The sequence below is a fragment of the Ignavibacteriales bacterium genome (assembly GCA_026390595.1).
Classification (GTDB): Bacteria; Bacteroidota; Ignavibacteria; order UBA10030; family UBA10030; genus UBA9647.
Genome location: JAPLFQ010000030.1, coordinates 36,212 through 50,613, shown reverse-complemented (window position 1 = coordinate 50,613; position 14,402 = coordinate 36,212). Strand labels below are relative to the sequence as shown.

At 54.1% G+C, this 14,402-nt stretch carries 15 protein-coding genes; all 15 read left to right on the top strand.

Going from position 1 to position 14,402, the window contains the following annotated elements; genetic code table 11:
• Positions 1 to 232 precede the first annotated feature (232 nt).
• A complete protein-coding gene (locus NTU47_16225; GenBank protein ID MCX6135353.1) occupies positions 233 to 586 on the top strand; it encodes a hypothetical protein in 354 nt (117 codons plus the stop codon).
• Complete coding sequence (locus NTU47_16220) at positions 576 to 1,424, top strand: HDOD domain-containing protein (GenBank protein ID MCX6135352.1); 849 nt, start codon at positions 576 to 578, stop codon at positions 1,422 to 1,424. Before NTU47_16225 ends, NTU47_16220 begins: the two co-directional genes overlap by 11 nt.
• Positions 1,425 to 1,427: 3 nt before the next feature.
• Positions 1,428 to 3,920 carry an ATP-binding protein gene (locus NTU47_16215; protein MCX6135351.1) on the top strand — a complete coding sequence of 831 codons (2,493 nt, stop codon included), beginning with the start codon at positions 1,428 to 1,430 and terminating at the stop codon, positions 3,918 to 3,920.
• Entirely contained in the window at positions 3,901 to 4,527 is a 627-nt protein-coding gene (locus NTU47_16210; GenBank protein MCX6135350.1) for a response regulator, read from the top strand. Before NTU47_16215 ends, NTU47_16210 begins: the two co-directional genes overlap by 20 nt.
• Positions 4,528 to 4,612: 85 nt before the next feature.
• Entirely contained in the window at positions 4,613 to 5,197 is a 585-nt protein-coding gene (locus NTU47_16205; protein ID MCX6135349.1) for a response regulator, read from the top strand.
• A 245-nt stretch (positions 5,198 to 5,442) separates the two neighbouring features.
• Positions 5,443 to 6,831, top strand: coding sequence for a FapA family protein (locus NTU47_16200; GenBank protein MCX6135348.1), 1,389 nt, complete (start codon positions 5,443 to 5,445; stop codon positions 6,829 to 6,831).
• Between the two features lie 32 nt (positions 6,832 to 6,863).
• Positions 6,864 to 8,252, top strand: coding sequence for a HEAT repeat domain-containing protein (locus NTU47_16195; protein MCX6135347.1), 1,389 nt, complete (start codon positions 6,864 to 6,866; stop codon positions 8,250 to 8,252).
• A gap of 91 nt (positions 8,253 to 8,343) precedes the next feature.
• A complete protein-coding gene (locus NTU47_16190; protein ID MCX6135346.1) occupies positions 8,344 to 9,225 on the top strand; it encodes a protein-glutamate O-methyltransferase CheR in 882 nt (293 codons plus the stop codon).
• A gap of 7 nt (positions 9,226 to 9,232) precedes the next feature.
• A complete protein-coding gene (locus NTU47_16185; protein ID MCX6135345.1) occupies positions 9,233 to 9,607 on the top strand; it encodes a response regulator in 375 nt (124 codons plus the stop codon).
• Between the two features lie 53 nt (positions 9,608 to 9,660).
• Positions 9,661 to 10,053 (top strand): response regulator, encoded by a 393-nt coding sequence (locus NTU47_16180; protein MCX6135344.1) that lies wholly within the window; start codon positions 9,661 to 9,663, stop codon positions 10,051 to 10,053.
• Positions 10,054 to 10,132: 79 nt separating this feature from the next.
• Complete coding sequence (locus NTU47_16175) at positions 10,133 to 10,825, top strand: protein phosphatase CheZ (GenBank protein ID MCX6135343.1); 693 nt, start codon at positions 10,133 to 10,135, stop codon at positions 10,823 to 10,825.
• 30 nt (positions 10,826 to 10,855) lie between these two features.
• Positions 10,856 to 12,667, top strand: coding sequence for a chemotaxis protein CheA (locus tag NTU47_16170; protein ID MCX6135342.1), 1,812 nt, complete (start codon positions 10,856 to 10,858; stop codon positions 12,665 to 12,667).
• Positions 12,668 to 12,690: 23 nt separating this feature from the next.
• The gene (locus tag NTU47_16165; GenBank protein MCX6135341.1) at positions 12,691 to 13,785 is read left to right on the top strand and encodes a chemotaxis response regulator protein-glutamate methylesterase; all 1,095 of its coding nucleotides are present in this window, start codon (positions 12,691 to 12,693) and stop codon (positions 13,783 to 13,785) included.
• On the top strand, positions 13,782 to 14,045 hold the full coding sequence (locus tag NTU47_16160; GenBank protein ID MCX6135340.1) for a hypothetical protein: 264 nt from the start codon (positions 13,782 to 13,784) through the stop codon (positions 14,043 to 14,045). Before NTU47_16165 ends, NTU47_16160 begins: the two co-directional genes overlap by 4 nt.
• Before the next feature lie 103 nt (positions 14,046 to 14,148).
• Positions 14,149 to 14,358: a hypothetical protein gene (locus NTU47_16155; protein ID MCX6135339.1), complete on the top strand. Its 210-nt coding sequence runs from the start codon at positions 14,149 to 14,151 to the stop codon at positions 14,356 to 14,358.
• Positions 14,359 to 14,402 lie beyond the last annotated feature (44 nt).

Below are 14,402 nucleotides of genomic sequence, written 5' to 3'. Positions count from 1 at the left end.
TGTGATGCGCGGGGATCATACACCGGAGAGCACAATGGAAATCGATGCGCTGCCTGAATCGGCGCATCGATTTCTTTTTAGGCCGCGATAGAGTCTCGTTGATTCTCCGCCAGCGTCTATCAAGTTCCCGCTGAAATTGCCGATTATCTATGTGTGGAAGTGTGTCGATCGGTGTCTCATGATCGTACCCAGGGTAACTGCGGAATGCAATCTGAAAGGGCAGAGAGATCATATGGGCAAAATTGACATAGAAAGCTTGACGGAGGGGATGGTGTTGGAGGATCCGGTGAAGGATCTACACGGGCGCGTGTTGATGAAAGAGGGGAGCCTGATTACCGAAAAGTCCGCAAAGATCCTGAAGATGTGGGGAGTCGTCGAAGTCACCGTTGTGGATACAGCCGCCGCCGGAGAGCAAGTGACAGCGGTGAAGAGTCTTGACCCCAGGGTTATGGAACTCGCTGAGAACGAAGCAAAGGTTCTCTTCCGGCATACGGATCGGAAAAACCAATTTGTTGATGAATTGTTCCGGCTCGCAACTCTCCGTATCGCCAAGGCCAGGTCTAAGGAGGTGCACAATGCTCAGTAGTCCCCGGGATCTTCTGCGTGGAATGGAGAAACTGTCGTCGGTGCCGTTGGTGTACACCAAACTGAATGAAGCCATCAACAGCCCGCGCTCTTCGGTCGGTTACATGAGTACAATCATCAGCCAGGACCCCGGGCTGAGTGCGCGGTTGCTGCATGTTGTGAACAGCGCCTTCTTCGGGTTCCCGCGGAAAATCGACACAATTTCGCGCGCCGTCATAGTCGTTGGCACGCAGCAACTGCGGGATCTTGCGCTGGCGACTTCCGTGATCAAATCGTTCAAGCGAATCCCGGAGAAATTCGTCACGATCGAATCGTTCTGGAAACACAGCGTGGCGTGCGGAACAGCCGCACGCACGATCGCATCGCTCGTCGGTGAACAGAACGTGGAACAGTTTTTCGTCGCGGGCATTTTGCATGATGTCGGGCGGCTGATAATCTTCGAGAAAGCTCCCGAAAAGGCAGAAGAGATCTTCCAGAGAGTATCATCCTCAGACGAGCCGTTGTTTCAGGCAGAACGCAATGTCCTGGGGTATGACCACGCCGCCGTCGGAAGTTCACTGGTCCAAAACTGGAAACTCCCGCTGAGTCTGGAGCAGATCATTGGATTCCATCATGCCCCCGAGCTCGCAACGCGGTACAACGTGGAGACTGTCATCGTTCACCTCGCTGATGCTATCGTTCATGCCATGCGGATCGGGAGCAGCGGAGAACAATCGGTCCCCAGCATCAACGAAGATGCATGGGAATCTCTCGGGCTGTCGTTGGACGTTCTCCCAAGGTTGATGGACATGGTCGATCGCCAATCGACCGAAGTGTTCGACCGCTTCTTGTCGGAATGACGTATGATCGAATCGCACCATCATCAAAGCCCGAGTGATACGGATCTTGCAGAACGGGTGCGCTACCTTGAGGCGACCAACCAGTGGATGCTGGAGGCCTTCGAAGAGGTGGCAGCAGTCGATGAAATCCATGCTCAAACCGGGGGTGAAGAGGACCAACTGGCCCTGTTCAGTTCCGCCGACGTGCATCTGAGAAGACTCGCTGCGTTCGAGGCTGTTGCATTCTTCAAAGTGAAAGAGTCTGACAACGAGTTCGTCCTCGAGTACGTCGAACCGCGAATGGACGAGGAGCCTCTGCAGCAGAAGCTGAACAACATCATCGACGAAGGGCTGTTCGGATGGGCTGTGCAGCAGAACCGGGCCGTCACCATCCCCGTGCGCAATGAAGCAGGTCTTTTGATCATACAACGGCTCGCGACGCGTTCGCGTGTTGTGGGTGTTTTCGTGGGTGTTGTGAAGGAACCCGAGCTGATACCGAATGAGGTCACGCTGAACCTCATGTCGATCTTACTGTTCCGAACGGCAATTGGCCTCGAACAGCTTGAACTCTACAACCGGATCAGCAATCAGAACAAGCTGCTGGAACAGAAGGTGGCCGAGAGAACCACGGAGTTGTCGGAGGCCTTATCGAAGCAGCGCAGCATCGAAAGTGAGTTGCGGAAGACTATTGTGCGGGTGGAGGCGGCCATTGAAAGCAAGCTCGAAGTGGAACGTGAACTTGTCCGGTTCAATGAACAGCTGCTGAAAGCAAAGACGACCGCCGAGGAACAGGCGGCGGTGCTCGAGACGAAGGCGATTGAGCTGAAGGCTGCGAAAGAAGTCGCCTTGCAGGCTTCGCGGCTTAAGTCGGAGTTCGTTGCGAACATGAGTCACGAAATCCGCACGCCGCTGAATGGAATCGTTGGAATGGCGGAGTTGATGCTTGATACGCGGCTTGATCGGGAACAGCGCCGTTACCTAGACATCATGCGAAGCTCGAGCGATGTTTTGCTGACGCTCATTAACGATATTCTCGATTTCTCAAAGATTGAGGCTGGCAAGCTGTCCATGGAGTGTATTGAGTTCGATCTCGCCCGCGTTCTGGATGAGACACTCGCACCGCTCCTGCAGCGGGGACATGAGAAAGGCCTGCAGGTTGTCGGCAAAGTGTGCAGTGATTGCCCATCGCCCTTGAACGGTGATCCTACACGGCTTCGCCAGGTCGTCACCAACCTCGTTGGCAATGCGATCAAATTCACTGAGCGCGGTGCGGTGACCCTGACGATCGAAATGGTGTGTGAACACACTTCGTCGGTCGAGCTTCTCTTTTCCGTCGCGGACACGGGAATCGGTATTCCGGCGGACGTTCAGTCCGGCCTGTTTCAGGCATTCACACAAGCTGACGGTTCGACGACACGTAAGTACGGGGGAACCGGCCTCGGCCTCGCCATTTCGAAACGCCTTGTGGAAATGATGGAGGGGACGATTGGTGTCCGCAGCACCATTGGCGTGGGGAGCACTTTCTGGTTCTCGGCAAAGTTCAAGAAGGCTGTCCCCGCGAATACCACAGATATGCGCGAAGGAGGAGGGGGTAGCGGCGGAAGTGAGATGGGTATCACCCAGGGTTCAAGCTCTCTGATCAGCGTCAAAGCATGTCCCGCACCGCTCGGAAACGGGCAGGACAAAACGGAGAGCCGGCGCTCACGCCCGATCAGGATACTTGTCGCAGAAGACAATGCCATCAATCAGGAGGTCTGTGTTCGCATGCTCGAGAAAGCCGGTTTCCAGCCTTCAGTGGTTGGAAACGGTGAAGAGGCAGTGAACGCGCTTGAACGAAGTGTCTACGATCTTGTATTCATGGATTGTCAGATGCCCGTCATGGATGGGTACGAAGCGACAGGCCATATCCGAAAGAATGAACAACAGGGCAGGCGCACGATTATCGTAGCAATGACTGCTAATGCGCTGCAAGGTGACAGGGAGAAATGTCTCGCAGCGGGCATGGATGACTACGTCTCGAAGCCCATTAAACAAGAGGTACTGCGCAAAACTCTCCAGAAATGGGTCGCGAGGATTCTGCAATCAGTCAACGTGGAGTCAGAACCGGAAGGAATCGACGCGATGGGGGCGGAAGCTCCGGTGACGGTTCTCGACAAGGCACGGTTTGACGAGCTCGCGAGTATCGGATCCAACACACATCCTCCTCTTCTGGAACTGATCATCCAGCAATACGTGACGGATGCGCCGGAACGATTGGAAACGATGCACAAGAGTATTCAGGCACGCGATTTCACGTCCCTCGGCTTTGCTGCGCACAAGCTGCGTGGGAGCAGTGCCCAGTTGGGAGTCGTTGTTGTGACCAGGTTGTGCCAGGAGCTCGAGGTGCAGACGTTTGGTGACTCTCTGCAGGAAGCTTTCAGGTTGGTGGACGAACTGGAGCATGCTCTACAGACAGCGCTGATAGAACTTTCCAAACACTTGACAGGGGTAAAGCGAAATGAAAATCCTCATAGCTGATGACGAAGTTGTATCGCAACTGATTCTTTCCGAACAATTGAAATCACTCGGGCACACTGTCTCCATTGCTGCGGATGGACGGGAGGCATGGGAACTGTACCTGTCGACCAGGCCGCAGCTGGTGATCACAGATTGGATCATGCCAAATATTAACGGGCTCGAGTTCAGCCGCATGATACGAGCAGAGAACAGGGAGATCTATACGTACATCATCTTCCTCACAATTCTCAATGGCAAAGGGAGTTATCTCGAGGCGATGGATGCGGGAGCGGACGATTTCATTACCAAGCCGTTTGATGTCGACCAGCTCGCCGCGCGCTTGCATGTGGCTGAGCGAATCCTGGGTCTGCAGCGCGAAATCAAGCAGTTGCAGGGGCTGCTGCCGATTTGCTCATACTGCAAGAGAATACGTGAAGAGGATATGACGTGGCTCCCCATTGAGAAGTACATCACACAGCGGACCGATGCGCTGTTCTCCCACGGCGTCTGTCCAGATTGTTACGAACAACATCTCCGGCCCGAGATTGATGAGTTTCGTCGCACGAAGCAGGTGAAGGAGGAAAGCGTAGGGACCGGTGGGGATATCTCTGCTGAGACGGATCTTTGATAGGCAGCGTGTGGAAGATGTCCCTAGCGCTCGCTGCGTGCAGGAGCACGATAGCAGATGAATATCTAAAACATGATCGTGCCTAATGAAGATTCTATTGGCTGGTAGTGACAACGAATGGCGCGGTTTCCTGGCCCAATCCTTGGCGGATCAGGATCACAAAGTCCTCGAGGCGGCGACCGGAGAAAGCGCGTGGATGACGTTCAGGATTCAAACCCCTCGCGTTGTGATCACCGAACGGGCTCTTGGCGAGAGTGATGGCCTCGAACTGTGCAGGCGCATTCGGGGTCAGAAAGACACGAAGTATACCTATATCATCATTCTCACTTCGGAAGACGGCAAGGTCAAATACCTCGATGCGATGAATGCCGGGGCCGATGACGTCCTTGCCAAGCCATGCGAAGTCATGGACATCGTCCTGCGTCTCCGCGTAGCCGAGAGGCTCCTTCATCTGAAGACGAAAGTGAATCAACTCGAAGGCCTGCTTCCGATATGCTCCTACTGCAAACGGATCAGGGACGACCACGAAGAGTGGCAGCCCGTCGATCGCTTCGTCAAGTATCGCTCGGATGCTTCGTTTTCTCACGGCGTTTGCCCTGATTGCTATCACGAACACATCGTGCCCCAGCTGCAGCTGTTGGCTCGTGAAAAGTCCACTCCGGAACGATAAGTCCGGTTTTCTCGCATGCACCCGCCGCTTCAATTGCCTCGATATCTCATTAGTTCGCTTGCAATAACATTTTAGGCAAGTGTCTGCTTTTGGCCACCCCCTTTCAGTCACCTTTCGCCTTATTTCCAATTTGCACATTATTCGCGCCCTTTTGTTGGGCACGATACTTGTCAGATGATGAAAGAACAATTGTCAGGATCTCACTGCAAAATGGGACATGTGGAATCTGTGAGAAAGGGGCCGAAGTGCGTGATGCATCGGTGATGGCAGCAAAAATGTTGATCTCCGCTGACGGAATGGAGGCGTGCCTCTCTTGCAACGGCGAAGCTGAACCGATGTTGCCTTCGAGAGAAGAAATTGCCTCGTTGCTCCGCGACCATAACATCGTCTTTGGAATTCGTGAAGAGGCAGTGGAAAAGCTGATGCAGGCAGATCCGAGATCCGGACCATTTCTGATAGCTGAAGGCATGAGACCGATTCAGGGCCAGGACGGGTGGATAGAATACTCCCACGCAAAACATCCGCCGCCTCAGGAGGAAAAAGAGGCGAAAAAGGTCGATTTCCATGAGCTTGGATGGATCAACAACGTTTCGAAATCCGAAATTGTCGCAGAGGTACATCCGGCTGAGCCGGGAGTCCCTGGGACAAGCGTCACCGGTGAGAAAGTGGATCCGCAATCGGTAACAACGCCGTCCATCAAGCTGGGAAAAGGAGTCTCCCTCGATCCGGGGTATCCTGATCGTGTCATTGCTCTTGAAGACGGCAACGCCGTGCTCGACGCAGATGGCACCTTGCACGTGGAGACGACGATCACAATCAGCGGAGACGTGGACTATTCCACAGGCAACATTGACTTCGTCGGCTCGGTAATAATCACCGGAGACGTCAAGTCCGATTTTACGGTGAAGGCAAAAAAGTCAATCGAAATACACGGCAACGTGGAAGATGCCACGATCGAAGCTGGCGGAGACGTTGTTGTCAGGAATGGATTCATCGGAACCGGAAAAGGAGTTCTCCAGGCGGGAGGAAAAGCGACCGTCCATCACGTGCTTAATCAGAAGGTCACAGCGGGTTCAGAAGTAATTGTCGTGCGGGAAGCGGTGTGCGCGAAGATTGTCGCCGGGAACAGGATCACAGCCCCGACGGCAGTGTTTGTGGGATGTGTTCTGGAGGCAGGGAACGAAATCGAAGTCCTCAACCTCGGAAATGGTGAGGAGGGGCAGTCGAGAGCGCGCGTCGGCCGAAGAGGAATTCTGAATGAACGTGTGAACACGGTGGACAAGGATATCGCAGTTGTCCAGAAGCAAGCGAGTGACACAAAAGACACGCTCTACAAGATTGTCAGAATACAGCTCGACAAAGGGGGCTTGTCACCCGAACAGCAGCAGCTCAGTGCAAAGCTCAGGTTCCTGCAGACAGAGCTTCAACGGAAGATAGAACAACTGCAGAAAGACAAAGAAAGTCTCAAACTCGAGCTCAACAAAGACAGTATGGCACGCATCATCGTGCGGGATACGCTGTTCCCGAATGTTTCGCTTGAGATGAACGGCTTGAGGAAGCTGAATCACAACGCGCTCAAAGAGGTTATTCTCACCGAGTACGGCGGTAAGATCGAAGAAAAGCCTCTTGAATAATTCCAACAATCTGCTGGATGATGACACACAGCATGGACGAAACTAAACAACATCTGGCCGCAGTTTTGTCAGACAGCGATCCCGCTGCTCGGCGGCGGGCTGCCGAGGAACTGGCTGCGTGCACCGGATTTGCGCCCATAGCGGCACTCGCGGCTGCTCTGAGGGATGAGAACAAAGGGGTCCGTGACGCAGCATTGAGGTCCTTGTCCCAAATCGGCAACAAGAATGTTGCACGAGCGGTCGTCGAATACCTCGCCGATCCGAACATTACGACCAGGAACCTGGCCGCTGAACTTCTGATGCGGCTCCGCGAAGAGTCTCTGGAGGCTCTGCTTCCGTATCTATATGATGCCGACCAGGATGTCCGCAAGTTCGTGGTCGATATCCTGGGGGCAAATGGCAGCAATGATGCCATTCCGCATCTCATCAAATTGCTCGTCGACCCGGACGAAAACGTGGTGATCTCTGCCGTCGAAGCGCTCGGCAATGTCCGCTCGGAGTCTGCCATTCCCGCCCTTACGAAGGCGTTCAATGAAATCGGTTATGCCAAAGCCACAGCTGCAGAAGCCATCGGCAAGATTGGCGGCACCAAGGCGACCGATTTTCTTCTTTCACAGATCAGCACACATATCGGCGAACCGGGGTCGGACCCTCTGGTTCTCTATGCCTTGCTCGAAGCCATCAGTCTGATAGGGTACGACAAGGCATTCTACGAGCTCTGCAATCATCTCGCCGGGGTAAAAGGGAAACTTCGCCGGATCCTTCTCCATGCCATCATCAGGATTGGCGAACGGTGCACGATTGCGTTGGATCGTGCTCAGGCTGTCAAAACCGACCTCATCGACGCACTCAAAGATCGAAACTGCTCCATACAGGTGAGCGCTGTGAAGGGATTGGCAAATCTGGAGGGGGATGATGTGACAGCTGCGCTCGTCGAGGCAGTGAATCGATCCGAGGAGTGCGATTCTGTGCTGACTCCCATCCTCGAATACCGTGGAGGCGCGTTCCAGGTGATGGTGAACCTCCTGGAGGCGGGCACAATCACCCCGACAAAAGAAGTAATTTCGCTCATGGGCAAGCTGGTGTCGCACATCGAGTATGCGGCCATCCCGAAGGAATTGATCGAGTCCGATGGCCGGCTCTTGCAGCGGGCTTTTGATGCGGTGAAGGGTGCATGGGGCGATGCGACCGAGGAACTTCGGGCGGTCATCGTTGACACGCTCTTCAGGCTGGACGGGGACCAGGCCGTACAAGTCCTCGATGCGATCGTCGATGAGCCGGATCCATGGTTGCGGATTCACGTCATCGAGCTGCTCTCTCCCCTGAACGACCGTCGCATTCCTCAATTCATCGGCAGGTTCCTGGAAGATGAAGACGAGATGGTGCGCGATGTCGCCGCTTCCACGCTGGCGGGACGCTGAGCACGACATGGAGTGTTCGAGATGCGGGTAGAGGCTCAACACGTTGCAGTGAATAGTATCCACGGTTGATCATTAATCCACGGAGTCACGGTTGACGGTTACAACATCTCTCGCGAATCCATTGCAGACCACCAGCACGGTGAAGATGTCGGATGACATGTTCCGTCAAATCCGGGATTACATCTACACGCTGACGGGCATCATGTTCCAGGATACAAAAAAGTACCTTCTCGAAGGCCGCTTGTCGAAACGGCTGCAGGTGCTCAGTCTCCCGAACTACGAATCGTATCTTCAGCTGATAAAATTCGGAACCCGGCGGGCCGAGGAGTTGAAGTTCCTCTACGACGCCGTGACGATCAATGAGACGTTCTTCTTCCGTAACGAGCCGCAGTTCGAGGCATTTGAGCATACACTTGTCCCCCAGATTGTCGCGTCAAAACGCTCCTCCGGGAAGACGACGTTGCGCGTGTGGAGTGCAGCGAGCTCGTCGGGCGAGGAAGCGTACACGCTCGGCATGCTGTATCAAGAACGCCTGAAGCCGGCACATCCGGGGCTCGACATCGAGATTGTCGGGACAGACATCAATTCCACCGTGCTTGAGACCGCTCGCCAGGGTATCTACCGAGAGTACTCGATCCGGAATACCCCGAAGTACTATCTCCAGAAATACTTCAAAGCCGAAGATTCAAGGTACTACATCGATGAATCCGTGAAACGCCTGGCGAAGTTCCAACACCTCAATCTGTATGACCGTCCGAAAATGAGACTCATGGCGCGCTTCGACATTATCTTTTGTGCAAACGTGCTGATCTATTTCGACGCGAAATCGAAGATACAGGTGGTATCCGACCTCTATGATGCGCTCAACCCCGGCGGGTTTCTCTTCATCGGTTACGCGGAATCCCTGCATGGGATTTCGACGGCATTCAAGCTGATCAATTTTCCGAAGACTGTGGCTTACAAGAAGGAGTAAACTCCGTATGAACAAGACGGTCCTTGTGGTAGATGATTCCGCAACCGTGCGGAAGTTCGTTTCCGTATCGCTCGAGATGCAGGGGTTCGATGTCTCCATCGCTTGCGACGGCATGGATGCGCTGGAACAGCTCCCGAAACGCAAGTTCGATCTCGTCATTACCGATCTGAATATGCCCAACATGGACGGTTTCGAGTTCATCCGGGCGCTGCGGGAGAACCCGGAATACCACGACCTTCCGGTGATCATCCTGTCGTCCTTGTCTGATCAGGCGAACAGGGAAACAGGTTCACAGCTGGGGGTGTCCTCGTACGTCGTGAAGCCGTTCAGCCTTGAGAAAATCCAGTACGAAGTTGCAAAGTATGTAAGCTGGGCAGACTAGGAATTCGTTGCTGTTCTTTAACCATTATTGTGCAACCAGTCGAAGAGAGAACCATGGCAGACCTGAAATTTCTTATCGTTGACGATTCCCTGACGATGCGGCGTATCGTTGTCAACGCGCTCAAAGGGCAGGGATACGATCATGTCATTGAAGCATGCGACGGCAAGGATGCTGTTGCCAAGATGCTGAGCGAGGGGGCCGGTTTCGTCATTACGGACTGGAACATGCCCGAGATGAATGGCCTGGAACTGGCGAAATGGCTCCGGTCAAACGAACAATTTGAGAACACGCCGATCCTGATGATTACCACCCGGGGTAACAAGGACGATGTGATCGAAGCGTTGAAGGCGCGTGTGAACAACTACATTGTCAAACCGTTCACCCCGCAGGGGCTCAAGGAAAAAATTGACCAGATTTTGAAGTCCACGGAACTGAAACCAGCGTAGCCCTGACTTCGGTTCAGGACGAGGCAATCACTGTCACGGGAATTCGTAGAGTTCCCACTACTTTCAGGAGTACGAGATCATGGAGAACGGATCCGTCCACACGCTTTCATACGACGCGATGCGCCCGCCGGAAGAGCACAAATCAACTTTTGGCGTCGATGCGAACGATTTTGGGGTTATCGAAGACTTCATCAAGCATGTGCGCGGGGTAATCCCCCTCCTCGAAAACGTGAAGCATTCGATCGAAGAAAGCTCGAGCCGTATACCCAAGGCGTCGATGCAGCTTTCCAAAGTCACCGAGGCAACGGAATCCGCAACGGTGGAAATTCTCAATGTCGTCGAAGCTGTCACAGGCCAGATCGAAAAATGCGAGAAGGCGCTGGACGCCGTGAAGCGCTTCGTAGTGTCCGCAAGCCATGTCCCGGGGAGTGAGGAAACAGTTCAGATAATTACATCGATCCAAAAAACACTTTCGGAAACGAAAGACAATTCAATGAACATCGCCATCGCGCTCCAGGTGCAGGATATCACGAGCCAGCAGATCGCGGGAGTGTCACATACTATCGAGTCGATCCGCACACATCTGTTTCATGCACTCAAGCGCTTCGACGATCCGTCGCCGGAAGTCGAATCGGAGAATGGGGCAGGCAAGGAGAGCGAGTCAGCGGAAGGCAAGCCTTTTGACGGCGATGCCCATTTCACCAAGGCGCCCGATCGCCAGGACCTTGCCGATGAGATCATCAAGCAGTGGAACCAGACCAAAGCTGACTAAAAGCGACGTTGCGCGCGAGGATAACGACCCATGAGTACGAGCAATCCTGAGAATCAAAACGCCTTGCCGTCATTCGACAACGAAATGGCAGAAATTGTCGAAAGCTTCATCGTGGAATCAAATGAGATCCTGGACAAGCTTGGGCAGAACCTTATGGATCTCGAAAAAACACCGACGGATGCCGAGCTCCACAATGTCATTTTCCGGGCCGTGCACACACTGAAGGGGACTTCCTCGTTCCTTGGCTTTGAGCAGATGACAGGCCTCTCACACAAGTTCGAAGACGTTCTCAACAAGATTCGCAAAGGGGAACTGCAGGTCACGTCGGATAAAATGGACGTGATGTTTGAGGGGTATGATTTGTTGAAGGAACTCCTTCGTCGGATTGAGACAAAGGACGGCACTCCCGTCGATATCCATGACGTTGCTGCGAAACTCGAAGCGATCGCCCAGGGAAAAACCGTGGAGTCATCGCGGAAAGTGAACGCAGCGCCGGCCGTTGTAGCTCCGGTAGAACCCGAGAAAGAAGAGGCTGTGGTCGTCGAAGAGCCCACAGACAGCGCAAAACCCCCGGCCGAAGATCCGGCGATGAAAGCCGCAGATGGTCCGGTCGGTCAAACGGCGCAGGTTCAGCTCGCGAAAGCAGCGGATACTTCAATCCGAGTCGATGTAGCTCGGTTGGACTCGCTCATGGACCTGGTCGGGGAGCTCGTCCTTGGCAGAAACCGCCTTTCTCAGATCACCCACCAGATGAATGAGCATGAAGAAGGATTCGCCGCAGTACGGGAGCTCGCCGAGACGAATTCCCATATCGATTTCATCACGACGGAGCTGCAGATGGCCGTGATGAAAACCCGCATGCTCCCGATTGCGAAGGTGTTTAACAAACTGCCCCGCCTCATCCGCGAAGTGTCAAAAGAAATGGGGAAAGAGATAGACCTGATTGTTGTTGGGGAAGAAACCGAGCTGGACAAGACGTTGATCGAAGAGCTTAATGATCCCATGGTGCACCTCTTGCGGAACGCCGGGGATCATGGCGTGGAATGTCCGCAGGACAGAATTGCTGCCGGCAAGCCAGCGAGGGGAACCGTCACTGTCCGGGCTGAGCATGAGGGGAACCATATCGTGATATCCGTGCAGGATGATGGAAAAGGAATGGACCCTGACAAGCTCAGGCAGAAAGCGATCGAGAAAGGACTGACGACCGAAGCCCTGGCTCGTGAGTTGTCCACAAAGGAAATCTTCAATTTCGTCTTCGCGCCGGGTTTCAGCACGGCCCAGAAGGTGACTAACGTGTCGGGTCGCGGTGTGGGAATGGATGTGGTCAAGACGAACATCCTGAAGCTGAAGGGGACCATCGACATCGAATCGGAACTGAACAAGGGAAGCAAGTTCATCATCAAGCTGCCATTGACGCTCGCGATTATCCAGGCACTGCTGGTGGAAGTCAACAAAGAAGTGTTCAGCATCCCTCTTGATTCGGTCCATGAGGTCGTAAGGGTTGGACAACAGGAACTCTCAACGATCAACGGGAGAGAAGTGATCCGGTTGAGGAATTCGGTCCTTCCCCTGGCCCGTCTTTCGGAGATCTTCGGCATGCGGCAAAACGGAAATGGTAAGCGGGGGGGAGAAATGTATGTGGTCGTCGTGGGATTGGCCGAGCAGAGGCTGGGAATCGTTGTTGACTCGCTCCTCGGCCAGAAAGAAGTCGTCATCAAGAGCCTTGGTGACTATTTGGGCAACGTGCGCGGGATCGCCGGGTCGACAATCCTCGGTGACGGCAGGGTCATCATGATTGTGGATGTCGGGGAACTCATGAAGCTCTGCGCAACGATTGCCTGAGCTGACTCGTCAGGAAAGAGGTTATGACCAGGATTATCAACGCTATTGTGATCGACGATTCGGCGTTCATGCGAAAATCCATCTCCATGATGCTGGAATCGGACCCGGGGATCAAAGTGGTGGCGACGGCACGGGACGGCAAGGAAGGCATCGAGAAGGTCAAGCTCCTGCGTCCCGATATCGTCACGATGGACATCGAAATGCCCGTGATGGACGGCCTGACGGCGTTGGGGATCATCATGAAGGAAATGCCGCTGCCGGTTCTCATGATCAGCTCGTTGACCTCGGAAGGTGCCAAAGCGACAGTCGACGCGTTGAGCCTTGGTGCAGTGGATTTCATACCGAAAGAGCTCTCATACGTCTCGCTGGACATCGCCAAGATCCGGGATGAACTGGTCTTCAAGGTGAAGCAGATTGTCCAGAGCCGTTCCATGATGTTCCGCCTTCAGCGCATCAGGTCGGCGTCGTCCGGTATGCAGTCTTCATCCACCCCGTCAGCGCCGCGTCCAGGCACCTCGAAGGTTCCCGAGAGGGAGCTCAAAGCAGTGGTCCTTGGGATATCCACGGGTGGTCCATTTGCGCTGCTGCAGACGATCCCGAAGCTCCCTGAGAATTTCCCGGTTGGCATTGCCATCGTCCAGCATATGCCCCCGCGGTTTACAAAGTCCATGGCTGAGCGCCTCAACAGCCTCAGCAAGATCGAGGTCAGGGAAGCGGAAGATGGGGACGTGATGGAGAGGGGCGTGGCCTTGGTTGCCCCCGGCGGGAAACACATGACATTCAGCAAGTCCATGGGAACCGTCCGTGTCCAGATTTCCGATGAACCCCTTGGAACACTGTATCATCCATCGGCCGACGTCATGATGAAATCGGCGGTAGAAGTCTACAACGCTCCACTTCTCGGGCTCATAATGACGGGGATGGGCAAAGACGGGCTCGAGGGATTGAAGGATATCAAGAAAAAGGGGGGATTTGTGATAGCACAGGACGAAGCCTCTTGCGTTGTCTATGGAATGCCCAAAGCAGCGGTCGACGCGGGAGTCGCGGATGTCGTTCATCCGTTGGAGGAAATCCCTTCCGTATTGAGCAGAATCTTTAAAACAAACATCACTATATGAGCGGCTCAGCAAACAACAGCTCGTTTGTCGATCTCAACGCGTTCGAGAGCGTTCGAGCTGATGCAACCAGGACCAGTTCGAGCATCATCAAATCGACCGCCGTCAGCAATGCAGGTGTGGCAAAAATCGAGATCATCGAAGGTGATCAGGGCGCTCCGACCATCCAGGTCCAGCGCGAAGGCGACAGGATCAAGCAGATCGAGTTCATCTGCTCGTGTGGGAGGTCTGCCCACCTGGATTTGGAGTATGACGAAGAATAATGCTCAAGAGTTGAATATTAGCCAGCCCCCCAAGTTGCTTCCGCGTTCCATCCTTTCCATTTCCCCCTAATTTCGAATTCGAAGCCATTGCAGGTGTGGCACCATGATTGCATTGCGTTATGTGCATCTGAAAAAGGAATGGAGGGATTCAGTGGAACGTACATCCAGTCATCGCTTCGGTTCAAGCGTTGCACTTCTTATAGGCCTCGTCACCGCTGTTGCTGCAACAGCCGCTGTTATGGCATTCGTAACGCACGATGGTAGCGTGACAAACGGGTTGTCGGATGATTGGGACGACATCATTGGGGTGTAGTGCAGGACAGGACCCGATAACGATTACGATTGTCCGCAGGCAAG